Raw genomic sequence first — 14014 nt, 5'->3', positions numbered from 1 at the left:
TTACATTATTTTTTTATCATTTCACAATAGAAAAAGAGTCTTTCGACTCCTCACTAATAGGTCACAACGTTGATCGTTCCTTTGTCATACTCAGCAATGAAAATATCCAAAACGTTGTCATAGCCTTCTTTTTTCAATTCAGCTAGCAACCACTCTTCACTTTTCCCAATTGTTTCCAAAATTTCAAGCTGAACCACGCCATCAGTAATGATCGGGTATTTAGGATTTTCATCCCCCGCACGGACAACGATCAATTGACCATTTTGTTCAATCACAGCACGCCTCACATCTTTTAATTGAAAAATACCTTGTCCACGTAATTTCAAGGCAACATCCGAAGCAGAAAGTCCTTTGGAACGACAAGCTTCTGGATCAAGCTTTCCATTTTTAATGATGACCGTTGGTTTTCCATCGATCAAATGTTTCATAAAACGAACGTTGGTATTGAGCCATTTCAAAAGTAGAATTAAAATGGTCCACATCAAGAGAATGACCACATATTGGAGAATCGTAATCGAACTATTATAGATGACACCCCCAATAATCCCACCAAGAACATAGTTTTGAATTTGATCTGTGGCAGAATTGGGAGCAAGATTTCCCTTACCGGTTACATTGATAACAAACACCAATGAAATCAGACCTAGCGCTAATTTGATAAAAATTTCAATAAAATTATATGTCATTTGCTGACCTCCACGAGTTCTACATCTGTCTTATACAGATTTATCTTTTCTAATAAGTAGCTATCTGGATCCGATCCAGCGATCGCCCGATAGTAATCTTTCCCAACTTTTAGAATTGCTCCATCTGTAGCTGCAGAAGTATTAACATAGACGGTTTCTTTTTTAACATCCAATTCTTTTGAAATCACTTCAATAAAATGCAGTGAGCGTTGGAATTGGTCATTATTACTTTTACTAATTTGGAAATTGCTGATCCCGATTAAGACAACCGCAACCAGAGTTAAAATGGAGATAATAGATAATTCGCGGAATTTGCTATCGTGTTTCTCCCGATAGGCTTTCACCGCAAAAAAACCAGTCAGTACAATCAGAAAAATCGAGATCCCGATAGTCACCCAATTTTGCTGGCTGATCTGACTCAATACATAGTCATAAGAGTAAAATTTCATAGGGGACACCCTTTCATTCAGTGAATTCAAACTATTATAAATGATTTCAATGGAGATTTCAAGGCATTCAGATCAGAAAAAAACTAAATTTTTGTTATAATAAAATTATCTATTTTGTCAAGAAAAGGAAATACAATGAAACTGATCTCATGGAATATCGACTCCCTAAACGCAGCATTGACCAGCGATTCGGCACGCGCTAAACTCTCTCAAGAAGTCCTTCAAACCTTGGTCGCTGAGGATGCAGATATCATCGCTATCCAAGAAACCAAGCTCTCAGCTAAGGGCCCTACTAAAAAACACCTTGAAGTACTGGAAGAACTCTTCCCTAGCTATGAAAACACCTGGCGTTCTTCTCAAGAGCCAGCTCGCAAAGGCTATGCTGGGACCATGTTCCTCTATAAAAAAGAGCTTACTCCCGTTGTGACTTTCCCGGAGATCGGTGCTCCTTCAACCATGGATTTGGAAGGTCGGATCATTACTCTGGAATTTGATGGCTTCTTTGTGACACAAGTCTATACTCCCAATGCTGGTGATGGACTCAAACGCTTGGAAGAACGTCAAGTCTGGGATGTTAAATATGCGGAGTACTTGGCTCAACTAGACAAGCAAAAACCTGTCCTAGCAACAGGAGACTACAATGTTGCCCACAAGGAAATTGACCTTGCCAACCCAGCAAGCAACCACCGTTCACCAGGTTTCACAGACGAGGAACGTGAAGGATTTACAAACCTTTTAGCCAAAGGATTTACAGATACCTTCCGCCATATCCATGGCGATGTGCCAGAACGCTATACTTGGTGGGCACAACGCAGCAAGACATCAAAAATTAACAACACTGGCTGGAGAATCGACTACTGGCTTACAAGTAACCGTGTAGCAGATAAGGTTACCAAGTCAGACATGATTGACTCAGGCCCACGCCAAGACCACACCCCGATTGTCTTGGAGATTGAATTGTAAGGATTTGCTTTATGAACTACAATGCAGTAATTCCCGAGTTTATGGTCTCAAATATAGAACAGTCCCGTTCCTTCTACTGCGATTTACTCGGTTTTACGATCGAATACGAACGACCAGAAGAAAACTTTCTCTTCCTATCTCTTGAAGATTGCCAACTAATGCTAGAGGAGGGGAGTAAGGAGGAACTAGCTGAACTAAACTACCCCTTTGGTCGTGGAGTCAACATCTCCTTTGGCATCAAGGATGTCCCTAGGCTCTATCAGAAATTGTTAGAAGCCAACTATCCTATTTATCGTCCTTTGACCAAAAGAGAATTTCTGGTTGGCGACCATTATATCTATCCTCATGAATTTGCAGTTTTAGACCCAGATGGCTATTTTTTAAGATTTAGTGAATAGAAACATCTGTTTCTCTTGATGCTAAAAAACGAAGTCTTCGACTTCGTTTTTTTATTTAGTCATAGCACGAAAAACCGTGCGGAATCTAGCTAGTAAAAAGACTTCCAATAAGTAAAAGAGAATCCATCCCCCCACAAGATTGTCCCCGATAGACATGACTTCCTCTGGATTCAACTCAAAATAATAAACAAGGATAAAATGTTTAATAATGATGAAAAGTTGAAAAATGAAGGGTTCAAAAAGAAGGGCTACTTGATAATAAGATCGTTTTTGAACAGAGATATCTCCAAGTAAAAAGGCATTCAAGAGCAAGAAAATACTCATAATATAAAACTGTTGGTCAAAAGTAGCTGTTAAATGAAGCCAGTTTATCCAGTAGTTGATGCCATATGCTAGTCCAAAGCCTGTCACCATTGGCAAAAGATAATAGCCGATAAATCGATTTGGTAGTGGCTGGTAAGATTTTTCTGTCACTGGTACAAATACAAATCGGAAAACCAAAACAATAAATCCCATCCAAAAACAAATCATTAGATTGACAAAGACGTCTAGTGTTATAAATGATAAACTACTAAAGAGGAAAGACAAGACCGCTACTGACACTGGAATGGAGAAATCTAAGTGTTGCTTCCATTTTGTACCAACAGATTCTACGGGACCAGAATTGAGCCATCCATAATAAATCACCAAGACAAAGGGAGATAAAAATGTCGGAAGAATCAAAATAGCCAATAGGAGATACACAAAATAACGAAATTCACTCCATAGGTTGGCTAAACCAGTCTCTTTAATTTTTGGACTCCTTTTCGAATAGTAGATCAACCAAACATAACGGATACAGTAGAAAAAGGTAAGAAAAGAAATCTGCAGCCATGGTTTTTCAACCCTTGTCATAATGCTCATTCCATAAGACAAGGAACTCATAAAGAATAAGATAAGAGCTCGTAGTGCATGCTGTCCAACCTCTTCTTTTTTTCTTTTCTGTAAGGTTTTTGAACTATTCGGATAACGCAATTGAAGATAGTAGTCCCACATTTCTCTTAATGTCTGGTCCATCTCTTTTGTCATCCACTCATAACCTAAAGCTGAGGTTTCAAACGGCTCTAGCATGCTTTTCAATGCTTCTGCATTTGAAATTTTATGGTAATGCTGACTAATTTGTGCAAAGGTGTCCAACTTCAAATGAGGTAAGGTATACAATTCCTTCCACTTATCCGGATCATTGATTAAGGATTCTGTTGCCAAAAACTGGGACAATAGCCTTGAAAATTTCATCCATTCTTCAATGGTTTCTCTTCTTTTTTCGACCACTTCAGCATCCAGTTTTAAGTCTGTCAAAACCAGATACCACATCTTCAGTTTAGTCAAATAAAACTGTTCTTTCTGTGCCAAAGTAAAAGAACTCAATTGATTGATTAAAAAATGGACTACTTTCGGATTCACAATTGCATAGACGTCCAATTCGTCCAGCAACTGAATCAAGAGATAAGGTAAGGATCGATAACGGTTGAAAAACTCTTTCCATTCCCGTAAAAGTTCGAGGTCAGACACATTCAGTTGAAGCAATTCCTCTAGTTCTTCCTCTATGACTGATCGATCAAACTGTTTATATGCATTAAAATCAAGTTCCGAGGCTGATGATGCTTCTGAAAATTCCTCTTGCTCCTCTTGACTTTCAAAAAAGAGCGAAGAAAAGTCTAATGAGCTGGCTAGCTCACTCTGATCTTCCGCTTTCGTTTGAAATGGTTTAGATGCAGCAAGCTTGTCAAAAGGTAAAACACCTTCGTTTTCAAATCTGGTATCCTTCTTTCCTGGCTTTTCAGTCACTTCTTCAGAAGAGCTCGATACTTTTGATTTTCTTGCATAGGCCATGGCGAGCTGATAAGCTTCCATAATTTGTTGGTATTCTTCTGGATGCTCCTCAGGATGGTACTCCTTGACCAATTCTGCATAACGCTTTCGAATCTCTTTTACATTATTAGTCGGCTCAATTCCTAATATGTCCCAAATATTCATGTCATTCCTTTATCTTTCGTAATAGGCTCTATCGCCTCTTTCCAACCGATCTAAATAAGCTGAAAATTCATCATAGAGTTTTGGTAGATGTGGCAGTGACGCTTTTGCAACTTCTTGCTCAAAGAAGCGGGTTCTCTCCATCAAATTCTCCCGTTCTACGCCCAAAATCATACTATACAAACGATCTGCTCGTTCTATAAGGTAGCGATAAACCTCAGTTTCTTGTACATTGATCTTATATTTTTCCAACTCAGCTTTTTTCTTAGCAATTTCCTCCTCAGACAGGTTGATACTATCTTGCAGAATGATTTTATTTGAAACTTTACCTGTAGAAAGAACTGTCACCTCGACATCTAAAATTCCATTTAAATCATATGTAAAACGGACATCTGCTGCTTCATAATCTTGGTAATTTTCAGGAACATCAACCACTAAGCTTCCAAGCAACAAATTTTCTGATGCTCTCATCCGCTCACCTTGATAGATATTAAATCGAAGTTGGGTCTGCCCAAGGCTTTGTGCATAGTAGCGTTCTACACGAGAAGAAGGAAGACTTGAATTCCGTTCGATAATCGGTGAGTATTTATCCCCAACAACTTCGACTCCCAAAGAAAATGGACAAATATCTGACAACAAGAGATCACGGACTTCTCCTTGACGTTCCTTAATACCAGCCACTAATGCACAACCTTTAGCAATCATCAAATCCGGGTCATCAGTAGTGGTCACAGCTTGTCCAATACAAAAAGATAAAAATTCTTGCACCAAACGGAGCTTAGAGGTCCCTCCGACCAAGACAAAATCGTCCGCATGCACATGAGAATGATTCGCATCAAAAAGAGCTCGATCCAAAACTGCCTTGACTCGTGCTAGCAAGGGTTGACTAATTTCATAAAATCGCTTATAGCTAAGAGTCATGTCATATTGAGTGTTCTGATCTGCTACTGATAATTGCACTTCATCCTGGGAATTTAACGTAAGTTTCGCCTTTTCAGATTCGACCAGCACTTTATAATAGAACTCATTTGAGATAAAGTCCTTGTTTAAATCATTAACTAACAAAAATTCTTGGGCAATTGCTGCAGTATAATCTTCTCCACCTAGTCGATTATCCCCTGCAATTGCAAGAATTTCTACAATATTGTCAAAAGATTCGACAACAGAAATATCTAAGGTTCCACCCCCAAAGTCGACAACAATAAAGGCTTGGTCTTCCATTTCGTTGTTCATTTTTTGGGCCAATGAAGCAGCGGAAGGTTCATTAATGATGCGATCGATTTTAACACCTGCATATTGTCCAGCTAATTTAGTTGCATAGCGCTGGGCATCATTAAAGTAAGCTGGAACACTGACAATAATTTCTTCTACCTTTTCGCCTGTATAGCGTTCTGTATCCTCAATCAACTTACGAATGATAAAGGAACTCAATTCTTCTGCTTGATAGGTTCGCTCTCCCAGCTGGATAGGATGTTTGCTTCCCATAAAACGTTTGAATTGTGAAACAGTTAGATCCGGCTTCGTCACAAGACGTTCCTTCGCTAGTTTACCAACGATCAGTTCTCCGTCGTCGTCTAATCCGACTACAGAAGGAGTTAGGTAATCACCAAAAACATTTGGAACCAACTCAACTTTCCCATTTCGAAAAATACCAGCCAATGAATTTGTTGTCCCTAAATCTATTCCTACTATCATGGTACACCTCTATAATAAACATTAATTCTTTTATTATACAGGAAAAACCTCTTATTTAAAAGTTTGTTCCTAACTAAGGATAATTTCAAAAAAACCGGAGCCCTCACATAACGGCTCCGACTTTTTTATCTTCATTGATGGAACAATGATGGATTATTTATTTTTTCTTTTCGATATGATCTTTAAGATCTTCTTGGGCTTTTTTATTGGATTTGGCTTTTTCTTTCAACCACGTTTCCTTGGCCTTGTCAAATTCTTTTGTGGTCACTACACCATCGGTCAATTTCAGATATTTGTAGTTACTTCCTGTTCCTTTTGTACCAACCCATGAAGAAGCACGGCTATATGGTACTGTCCGTTGAAGCATTGGTGCTCCACCATTTGAAACGGTTGGAAGCGTAATGGAACTATCTGTCAACCAAGCTTGGGCTGCGGCATATTTTTCATAGCGTTTTGCTTGATCCAACAATTCACCATCCGCATCCTTCAGCATATTAGCGTACTGATCCAAACCAACTGCTGCAATGGCTGGGTTATTTGATCCTGCATCAATACCAAGATAGTATGAAACTGAACCGTTCACTGGACTGATACTTTCAAGATACGTTGATGGGTCTTGATAGTCTGGTTGCCAGCCACCACCTGAGATATCATAGTCTCTAGCTGCTGCATTATCACTGAAGTAGGTGATGTTTTGGAAATCATCATCTGATACTTTTTGAAGATCCACCACAACATTTTCCGCACCAAGAGTTGACTCTACAGACTGTTTGAAAGAGCTAGCTTGTTGGACCATGCTGCTGTCCACTTGGCTGACAATATAGTCCAAATGGATCGGGAATTGAACCCCTTGTTTTTGCAATTCAGCTTTGGCTTTGGTAAATGAAGCTTTGGCCTTTTCAGGATTATAGAGGCTTGTTTGACCATCTTCTAGGCTAACACCCTTCCATTGATCTCCATAAGTCACCAATTGTTTTTCAACGGCTTTACCAAAGTCTTCTCCATTGATTTGGACATAAGTTGGAGGCACCAAAGTGCTACGGAGAGTCTTCTCAGCAGCATCTGAACCTGAAACTTGCGCTGCATACGATTTACGGTCAAATCCAAAGTTCACTGCTTGACGGAAATCCTTGTTCAAGATTGCTTTCTTGGTAGAAGCTTTTTGTTCATCCGTTGTTTTAGCGGTGTGATCATACTTTTGACGATCCAAGTTAAAACCAAGATAGTAAGAAGTACCCAATTGCAAGCCATAGACGATATTGTTGCCAAAGTTCTTCTTCACATTCTTATAAGTCGAGCTGTTTGGCATCACACCCGCAAAGGAGTATTGACCTTTTTCAAAGCCTTTGATAATTGAATCTGGGTTTGATCCATCATTGAAGGTCAATTTAACATTGTCAATGTGAACATTTTTAGCATCGTAATAGTCTTTGTTCTTCACCAACTCGATTTCAGATTTAGAAGTTAATGATTTCAAGTAGTAAGGACCATTGTACAAGATGCTACTAGGTTTCAAGGAACCAAAATCTTTTCCTTGTGATTTCAAGAAATCCGCATTGACAGGGAAAAGAACACCTGAGGTTGTCTTAGAGTTCCAGAAGCTTTCAGGACGGACCAAGGTATATTGGATGGTGTGGTCATCTAAAGCTTTCACTCCAACGGTATTAAAGTCCTTGGTTTCCCCTTTGACGTAAGCATCCAAACCTTTGATCGAATTTTGAATCAAGAAGAGACCTTCTGATTTTGCTGCAACGGCATGTTTGATCCCTGTCACGAAGTCTTGAGCCGTCACTTTTCCATACTCTTCCCCTTCACTGGTATACCATTTGGCATCCTTGCGAAGTTTGTAGGTATAGGTTAATCCATCTTCAGAGACAGTCCAATCTTCTGCTAGACTTGGCACAAAGTTCCCGTATTGGTCATTTTCAAGAAGACCATCCACCAGGTTACTAGTGATATCTGAAGTTGTTGTACGAGTCGCTGTAATGTAATCCAAGGTATTTGGATCAGCCGAATAAACAAACGAGTAGGTTGCTTGTTTACTACTACCACCGCCACATGCTGCTAAGAGAAAAGCACCTGCAATAGAAACTCCTGCAAGAGCTAACAGTTTTTTTGCTTTCATCACGATCTCCTTATGTTAGATTTTTTATCATTATACACTATTTCTTAAAAAAAACCAAATAATTTTAGAAAATGTTCGTTTTTTATGAATGAATATAATAAGATGTCAAGAAAGAAAGGATGACATCGGTCGCAATAAAAATAGTCATTGTTAGCTAAATCAGGACATCCTATCCGATCAACTAGCCTCTTGAACGCTCTTTTAATAAATATGCGTTTTAGTACAAAAAAGAACCTCTGCTTTTTTGAACAGAGGAACTGATTCCTAATCAAAATGATAGAGTTGTGGGTACTGATCGCACTCTGGATTTTTGGGGTGGCAGATGGCCCGACCAAAATAGATCATGGCTTGATGGGCCGCTAGCCATTCGTTTTTTGGCAGAACATCCATAACCCGCTTTTCCACTTCCAAGGGAGTCGCTGATTTCTTGACAATGTCATGGTGCTTGCAGATCCGTTCCACATGGGTGTCGACAGCAAAGGCTGGAATTCCAAAGCCTACACTCAATACGACATTAGCCGTCTTGCGTCCCACTCCTGCCAGGCTTTCTAACTCTTCACGTGTCTGAGGGACTTGCCCATCAAAGTTGTCTAGCAGTTGTTGGGCACATTTTTTAAGAAACTTAGCCTTATTGCGATAGAGGCCTAATTTAGAAATATGCTTGGCAATGTCTGCTTCACTAGCTGCTGCCATGGCTTGTGGGGTTGGAAATGCCGCAAACAAACCTGGGGTTGCTTTATTAACAGCCGCATCAGTCGTCTGGGCAGAGAGCATGACCGCTACTAGTAATTCAAAATGATTGCGAAAATCCAGACTCGGTTTTGCATCCGGAAAAAGGGCGATAATTTCTTCAATCACATGGCGCGCCCGTTTCTTTGATAACACCATAACTTCTCCTTTACGTTACTAGTCCTTATTATAGCATGAAAGTTCCCTATTTCTAAAAGAATCGGCTTCAAAAAAGCGGGACAAAATGAATTGTAAAAAAATTCATCCAATCCCACTTCTATCTATTGGTTGTTTTATACCAATCTCTTCAAAAAGGTAATTAATGTTTGAGCAGAGCGTTCGCCAGCCTCCACGATAAATTCATCAAACGAGATATTGGCTGCATGATCTGCTGTATCACTCATGGCGCGAATCACCATGAAGGGACGTCCAGCTGCGTGCGCCGCTTGGGCAATAGCTGCCCCCTCCATCTCAACTGCCAATACTTCTGGGAACTGCTCCCGAATCGCAGCGACCTTTTCTTCGCTCGCGATAAAGCTATCCCCAGTTGTAATCAGGCCGACATGTGTGGTTGCAGCTTCTTCTTCCAGAACTTTTTTCATTTCTGATACGAAATAACGGCTGGATTCAAAGTAAAGTGGTTGGCCTGCCATCTGACCATACTTGTAGCCAAAAGCCGTCACATCCACATCGTGAAAGGCCAATTTGTCCGCAAGGACGATATCCCCAACGGCCATTCCCGGTGCTACAGCACCTGCAGAACCCGTATTGATAATGGCTTCCACTTTGAAATCATTGGCTAGGACCGCTACACTCATAGCAGACATGACTTTTCCGATGCCACTTTCCACCAGAACCACTTCATGGCGACCAATCGATCCCGTATAGTAGACCTTCCCAAGACGCAGATGCTTTTCCCCATTTTCAAGGGCTTCAACCAGGATCTTCAACTCCTGTGGCATGGCTGCGATAATTCCAATTTTCATATTCGTTTTCTCCTTGTGACGACCTTACAATAGCCAAATAGCCAAAATCAAGACAATGAGGAGCGCAATAATCCAAAATAAAATGGTATTGAGTTTGGATTGAAGCACACTTTCTTTTTGCTCTTCAATGCGACGGCTCTTTGTAACCGTTGGTTCCACTTGGATCTGCAAGGTATCTTGCGAATAACTGGCCCTTGGGCGTTCCACACGTTTTTCTCTCACGGGACGTTCATAGCCAAATCCTCTATGGTCTGTCCGAATGATTTTTGTCTCTTCCTCATCGACCATTCTTGGCCCTCTGACATCCTCACCACGTCGTGCCCGATCAATCATTTCATCAGTTAATAAAGGTTTTCCCATCGGATCCTCCTCTATTTATTGGTTAATTCCCAGTATTGGATCGCCATAATCGTCTTGGCATCACAGATTTCGCCAGACTGGATCAAATCTTTTGCTTCCGTCAAAGTCACTTCTAAGAGTTCCAAGGTCTCATCTGCATCTTGCGGACGAGGATTTTCCACCTTTTTTAAGTTGGTCGCAACATAGAGTTTGATCCGTTCGTTACAAAATCCAATGGCTGAATAAAAATCATAGAGCAACTCTAAATCCGCTGTGTAGCCAATTTCTTCTTCCAATTCACGCAGAGCAGCCGCTTTGGGATCTGCATTTTCTCCTTTTTCCAACTTTCCAGCCGGAATCTCTACAGAGGTCTTTTCGATCGCCTTGCGGTACTGTTTGACCAAGATGGTCTTTCCTTCTTCTGTGATGGGCAAGACAGCTACAGCTCCATTATGGAAGATGAGATCGCGCTGCGCTTGACCTTTTCCATCAGGCAACTCTACTTGATCAGTCACCACTTTGAAAATCGGTCCTTGATAGAGTTCCTTGCGTTCAAGGGTTTTTTCTTCAAAATTCATACGAATCTCCTATTTATTTTTAGGATGATGGGGCAAGCGAAGAGCATATTCTTCTTTGTTCACTTGACGGCCACGACCAATGGCAATCGCATCAGCTGGCACATCTTTGGTAATGGTAGATCCAGCACCAACTAGGCAATTGTCCCCGAGCTCAACTGGCGCAATGATGGTCGAATTTGAACCAACAAAGACATTGTTTCCGATGGTCGTCTTAAACTTGTGTTGGCCATCATAATTCACCGTGATGGTTCCCGCACCAAAATTGACGTTGCTACCGACTTCACTATTACCGATATAGGTCAGGTGACCTGCCTTAGTATTTTCGCCAATAGACGAACCTTTGACTTCGACAAAGTTCCCAATATGGACATCTTTGGCGAGGCTAGAAGCTGGACGAATATGAGCATATGGCCCTACTGTCACGCCGTCGGCTACCGTGCTCTCCTCAATCATGGAGTTGGTAATGACAGCACCTACCCCAATTTCACTGTCCACGATATAAGTTCCATTGGTTAAGACGGTCTCAGCCCCAATTTTTGTGTTTCCTTTGAGGGTAACATTGGCTTCGATTTGCACTTCAGGAGCGATTTCAACATCGACATCGATATAGGTCGCATCTGGATTAACAAAGCTCACTCCATTGACCATGTGAGCTTGGTTGATACGGCGACGCATGATGCCTTCTGCTGTTGCAAGGGCCACGCGGTCATTAACCCCAAGACTTTCATCAAAGTCTTTGAGCGTATAGGCCCCAACTTTTTCACCTGCTTCTCGGAAAATACCGATGACGTCTGTGATATAGTATTCTCCTTGGGCATTGTTGGTGTTGATATTTTTCAAAGCTTCAAAAAGGCGGGCATTGTCAAAGACATACGTCCCTGTATTGATTTCCTTGATTTGCTTTTCAAAATCTGTCGCATCTTTTTGCTCAACAATTCGAAGCACTTCCGCATTGTCATTACGGACAATCCGGCCATAGCCAAATGGATTGGCTGCTTCAGCTGTCAGAATCGTTGCCACATTTTTGTGGTTGATATGAAAATCGATCAAGTGTTTGAGGCTTTCACCCGTAATCAAAGGAGTATCACCTGCAATGACAAGGGTGTGGCCTTCAAGACCTTCCAAGACTGGTTCTGCCATCATGACCGCATGACCTGTTCCCAATTGCTCAGTTTGCTTGACAAACTCTGTTTGACCTTCTAATACCTTTTCTACCAATTCCGCCTTGTGGCCCACAACCGTTACAGTCTTCTCCGGTGAGATGGCTCCAACACTACGGAAGACATGCTCCAACATAGAGATCCCTGCAACCTTGTGAAGAACCTTGGGCAGATCAGATTTCATACGGGTACCTTTCCCCGCTGCTAAAATAATGGCATAATTTGGCATAACATTTCTCTTTTCTGTACGATATCGTACTTATTATACCATTTTTCACCCCTTTTGGAAAATAAGACCCAAACCAAAAAACTCTCCTGATAGGAGAGCTCTGATTGAAGTCAAAGTCTTCTTAATAACTTTCCTTAGGTGAGTACGGACGTCAGCGAACTTCTTCGAAGTTCCATGACTAATTATTGAGCCTAAGGTCTCAATAATTCCGAGTTCCTGAAACTAAATTGTTTCAGGAACTTTTCTCACAGCGGAAAGTTTCGGGATTTTTTGATTCATTCTAATAAATAGAACAATTTTTATTTCTTTTCAGAATCGCTTAACTTATTTTGAAATAATTTGTCTACATTCTAAGCTTGTCCTGCAATGGATAAACCTTGCGAAATTCCTCTAAAACAACCTTGCTGTCAGGTGTAAACGTCAGACCCGCTTCTCCAAAGCAGTCTTTGAAAAAATCTTCATGAACCTGACGCCAATAGGCCAGAGATTTGTCTCCCTCACCTTCCTTATAGGCATGGTCGGCTGAAACCTGTTTGAAAGGCTGAACAGAAACCTTGGTAATTTCGATAATGCAGACAGCTTGATCTTGACTGTCTAAAACAACATCAAAGGACCCTTCTTGCGGAAGAGGTTCATCCTCCACTGCATAGAGGTCGTAGGCTGAGGTTGTTGCTGTTTTTTCGCCTTTATAGACCAGATCCGCTAAAAGGTCTGGATCCACTCCAAAGGCCCAGGCATCTATCTCATCTCCAATTGAGGGGTTCATTTGCTTGTAGGCATTCCACATTTCTTGAGGTGTCATAGGTTGCTCCTTTGTAATTTTTTACTTTCTTCTTTTATACGTTTAAGATGGTCTGGATGGTCAATTTCTAAATCAAAAATCTCTGGAATAGAGCTGTAATGGAGAATACATTCGATACCCATCTGATTCATTTTTTGTATGAAAGAAGTATTCAGATAGCCTGCTACAGCGAAATCTATCTTTTTCATCCTTGCTTTATCCTGCATCTGTCTCAGCATTTCTAACATAATGGGACTTTCCATATCATGCCATTGACTGTTTCTTACAGTCGCAAAAATAAAAGAAGTTAAATCATTCATTCCAACTACAATCTTTGAAATGCCCGTTTCCAGTATCCTGTCCAAGTCGAAATAAGCTGATGGTAATTCAATCATCGTGCCGACTTTCCCAGTAAAACCATACTGACGTAATACTGTAATAGCTTGTTTTAATTGTTCGGCACCATTGACAAAAGGAAAAACAACAGACAGATTGGGATTAGTTTGAAAAACTTCTGTAACAACATTTGTCTCAGCCTGAAATTCATCTGAACACGCCAACAAACGCCTGATGCCTCTGTATCCAAATAAGGGGTGGCGTTCGTCAAAATACTCTTTAGTCCCGTCTAGAATATTTGCTTCTGCATTTGTTAACTCTGAAAAGCGATACCAGACTTCTTCATCTGAGTATAAGGAGCAAATTGAGCTTAGATAATCTTTTACGAATTGCTGACAATTTGGTAATAGTATGTTTTGGTTTAGTTCTCTCAACAAGTATTCCCCACGAATCAAGCCGACGTTGTGCAATAAATGGGGATAAACTTTTTCAACAATTTTTTCGCCACTAAGAGCTAGTTGATTTTGCATGTTCATTCACCTCGTCT

13 protein-coding genes and 1 pseudogene are annotated in these 14014 nt (G+C 40.7%); 2 read left to right on the top strand and 12 right to left on the bottom strand.

Features of this window, described 5'->3' with window-relative positions; all coding sequences use genetic code 11:
- Positions 1-53 precede the first annotated feature (53 nt).
- Together JX304_RS03370 and JX304_RS03365 are read right to left on the bottom strand one after the other, a co-directional pair.
- Entirely contained in the window at positions 54-686 is a 633-nt protein-coding gene (locus tag JX304_RS03370; protein WP_205011263.1) for a DUF421 domain-containing protein, read from the bottom strand.
- The gene (locus JX304_RS03365; protein ID WP_205011262.1) at positions 683-1135 is read right to left on the bottom strand and encodes a DUF3290 family protein; all 453 of its coding nucleotides are present in this window, start codon (positions 1133-1135) and stop codon (positions 683-685) included. Before JX304_RS03365 ends, JX304_RS03370 begins: the two co-directional genes overlap by 4 nt.
- 135 nt (positions 1136-1270) lie before the next feature.
- Between JX304_RS03365 and JX304_RS03360 the strand changes: the two genes are divergently transcribed.
- Positions 1271-2098, top strand: a complete 828-nt coding sequence (locus JX304_RS03360) for an exodeoxyribonuclease III (RefSeq protein ID WP_205011261.1) — start codon at positions 1271-1273, stop codon at positions 2096-2098.
- An 11-nt stretch (positions 2099-2109) separates the two neighbouring features.
- Positions 2110-2496, top strand: coding sequence for a bleomycin resistance protein (locus tag JX304_RS03355; protein ID WP_205011260.1), 387 nt, complete (start codon positions 2110-2112; stop codon positions 2494-2496).
- Positions 2497-2547: 51 nt separating this feature from the next.
- On the opposite strand, the gene JX304_RS03350 is transcribed toward JX304_RS03355, so the two are convergent.
- The 10 genes and pseudogenes from JX304_RS03350 to JX304_RS03305 form a co-directional block, all read right to left on the bottom strand.
- On the bottom strand, positions 2548-4512 hold the full coding sequence (locus tag JX304_RS03350) for a DnaJ domain-containing protein (RefSeq protein WP_205011259.1): 1965 nt from the start codon (positions 4510-4512) through the stop codon (positions 2548-2550).
- Positions 4513-4521: 9 nt separating this feature from the next.
- Positions 4522-6204, bottom strand: coding sequence for an Hsp70 family protein (locus JX304_RS03345; RefSeq protein WP_205011258.1), 1683 nt, complete (start codon positions 6202-6204; stop codon positions 4522-4524).
- A gap of 157 nt (positions 6205-6361) precedes the next feature.
- Positions 6362-8329 (bottom strand): peptide ABC transporter substrate-binding protein, encoded by a 1968-nt coding sequence (locus JX304_RS03340; protein WP_205011257.1) that lies wholly within the window; start codon positions 8327-8329, stop codon positions 6362-6364.
- A gap of 264 nt (positions 8330-8593) precedes the next feature.
- The gene (nth, locus tag JX304_RS03335; RefSeq protein WP_205011256.1) at positions 8594-9217 is read right to left on the bottom strand and encodes an endonuclease III; all 624 of its coding nucleotides are present in this window, start codon (positions 9215-9217) and stop codon (positions 8594-8596) included.
- Between the two features lie 134 nt (positions 9218-9351).
- Positions 9352-10044, bottom strand: a complete 693-nt coding sequence (locus tag JX304_RS03330) for a 5'-methylthioadenosine/adenosylhomocysteine nucleosidase (RefSeq protein ID WP_205011255.1) — start codon at positions 10042-10044, stop codon at positions 9352-9354.
- A 24-nt stretch (positions 10045-10068) separates the two neighbouring features.
- Positions 10069-10404, bottom strand: a complete 336-nt coding sequence (macP, locus tag JX304_RS03325; protein ID WP_205011254.1) for a cell wall synthase accessory phosphoprotein MacP — start codon at positions 10402-10404, stop codon at positions 10069-10071.
- 11 nt (positions 10405-10415) lie between these two features.
- Entirely contained in the window at positions 10416-10961 is a 546-nt protein-coding gene (locus tag JX304_RS03320; protein ID WP_205011253.1) for an NUDIX hydrolase, read from the bottom strand.
- Between the two features lie 9 nt (positions 10962-10970).
- Positions 10971-12350 carry a bifunctional UDP-N-acetylglucosamine diphosphorylase/glucosamine-1-phosphate N-acetyltransferase GlmU gene (gene glmU, locus JX304_RS03315; protein WP_205011252.1) on the bottom strand — a complete coding sequence of 460 codons (1380 nt, stop codon included), beginning with the start codon at positions 12348-12350 and terminating at the stop codon, positions 10971-10973.
- Between the two features lie 343 nt (positions 12351-12693).
- Positions 12694-13152 (bottom strand): ASCH domain-containing protein, encoded by a 459-nt coding sequence (locus tag JX304_RS03310; RefSeq protein WP_205011251.1) that lies wholly within the window; start codon positions 13150-13152, stop codon positions 12694-12696.
- A pseudogene (locus tag JX304_RS03305) lies at positions 13094-13997 on the bottom strand (putative PEP-binding protein). Before JX304_RS03305 ends, JX304_RS03310 begins: the two are co-directional and overlap by 59 nt.
- Positions 13998-14014 lie beyond the last annotated feature (17 nt).

The sequence above is a fragment of the Streptococcus parasanguinis genome, assembly GCF_901875555.1.
In the GTDB taxonomy this organism is placed as follows: Bacteria; Bacillota; Bacilli; order Lactobacillales; family Streptococcaceae; genus Streptococcus; species Streptococcus parasanguinis_H.
The sequence above is the reverse complement of the archived record's forward strand: the minus strand, read 5'-3'. Positions and strand labels throughout refer to the sequence as shown.

Excerpts from the sequence above, each read along its gene's own strand:
- JX304_RS03370 (WP_205011263.1), bottom strand. The coding sequence starts at position 686 with ATGACATATAATTTTATTGAAATTTTTATCAAATTAGCGCTAGGTCTG.
- JX304_RS03365 (WP_205011262.1), bottom strand. The coding sequence starts at position 1,135 with ATGAAATTTTACTCTTATGACTATGTATTGAGTCAGATCAGCCAGCAA.
- JX304_RS03360 (WP_205011261.1), top strand. The coding sequence starts at position 1,271 with ATGAAACTGATCTCATGGAATATCGACTCCCTAAACGCAGCATTGACC.
- JX304_RS03355 (WP_205011260.1), top strand. The coding sequence starts at position 2,110 with ATGAACTACAATGCAGTAATTCCCGAGTTTATGGTCTCAAATATAGAA.
- JX304_RS03350 (WP_205011259.1), bottom strand. The coding sequence starts at position 4,512 with ATGAATATTTGGGACATATTAGGAATTGAGCCGACTAATAATGTAAAA.
- JX304_RS03345 (WP_205011258.1), bottom strand. The coding sequence starts at position 6,204 with ATGATAGTAGGAATAGATTTAGGGACAACAAATTCATTGGCTGGTATT.
- JX304_RS03340 (WP_205011257.1), bottom strand. The coding sequence starts at position 8,329 with ATGAAAGCAAAAAAACTGTTAGCTCTTGCAGGAGTTTCTATTGCAGGT.
- nth (WP_205011256.1), bottom strand. The coding sequence starts at position 9,217 with ATGGTGTTATCAAAGAAACGGGCGCGCCATGTGATTGAAGAAATTATC.
- JX304_RS03330 (WP_205011255.1), bottom strand. The coding sequence starts at position 10,044 with ATGAAAATTGGAATTATCGCAGCCATGCCACAGGAGTTGAAGATCCTG.
- macP (WP_205011254.1), bottom strand. The coding sequence starts at position 10,404 with ATGGGAAAACCTTTATTAACTGATGAAATGATTGATCGGGCACGACGT.
- JX304_RS03320 (WP_205011253.1), bottom strand. The coding sequence starts at position 10,961 with ATGAATTTTGAAGAAAAAACCCTTGAACGCAAGGAACTCTATCAAGGA.
- glmU (WP_205011252.1), bottom strand. The coding sequence starts at position 12,350 with ATGCCAAATTATGCCATTATTTTAGCAGCGGGGAAAGGTACCCGTATG.
- JX304_RS03310 (WP_205011251.1), bottom strand. The coding sequence starts at position 13,152 with ATGACACCTCAAGAAATGTGGAATGCCTACAAGCAAATGAACCCCTCA.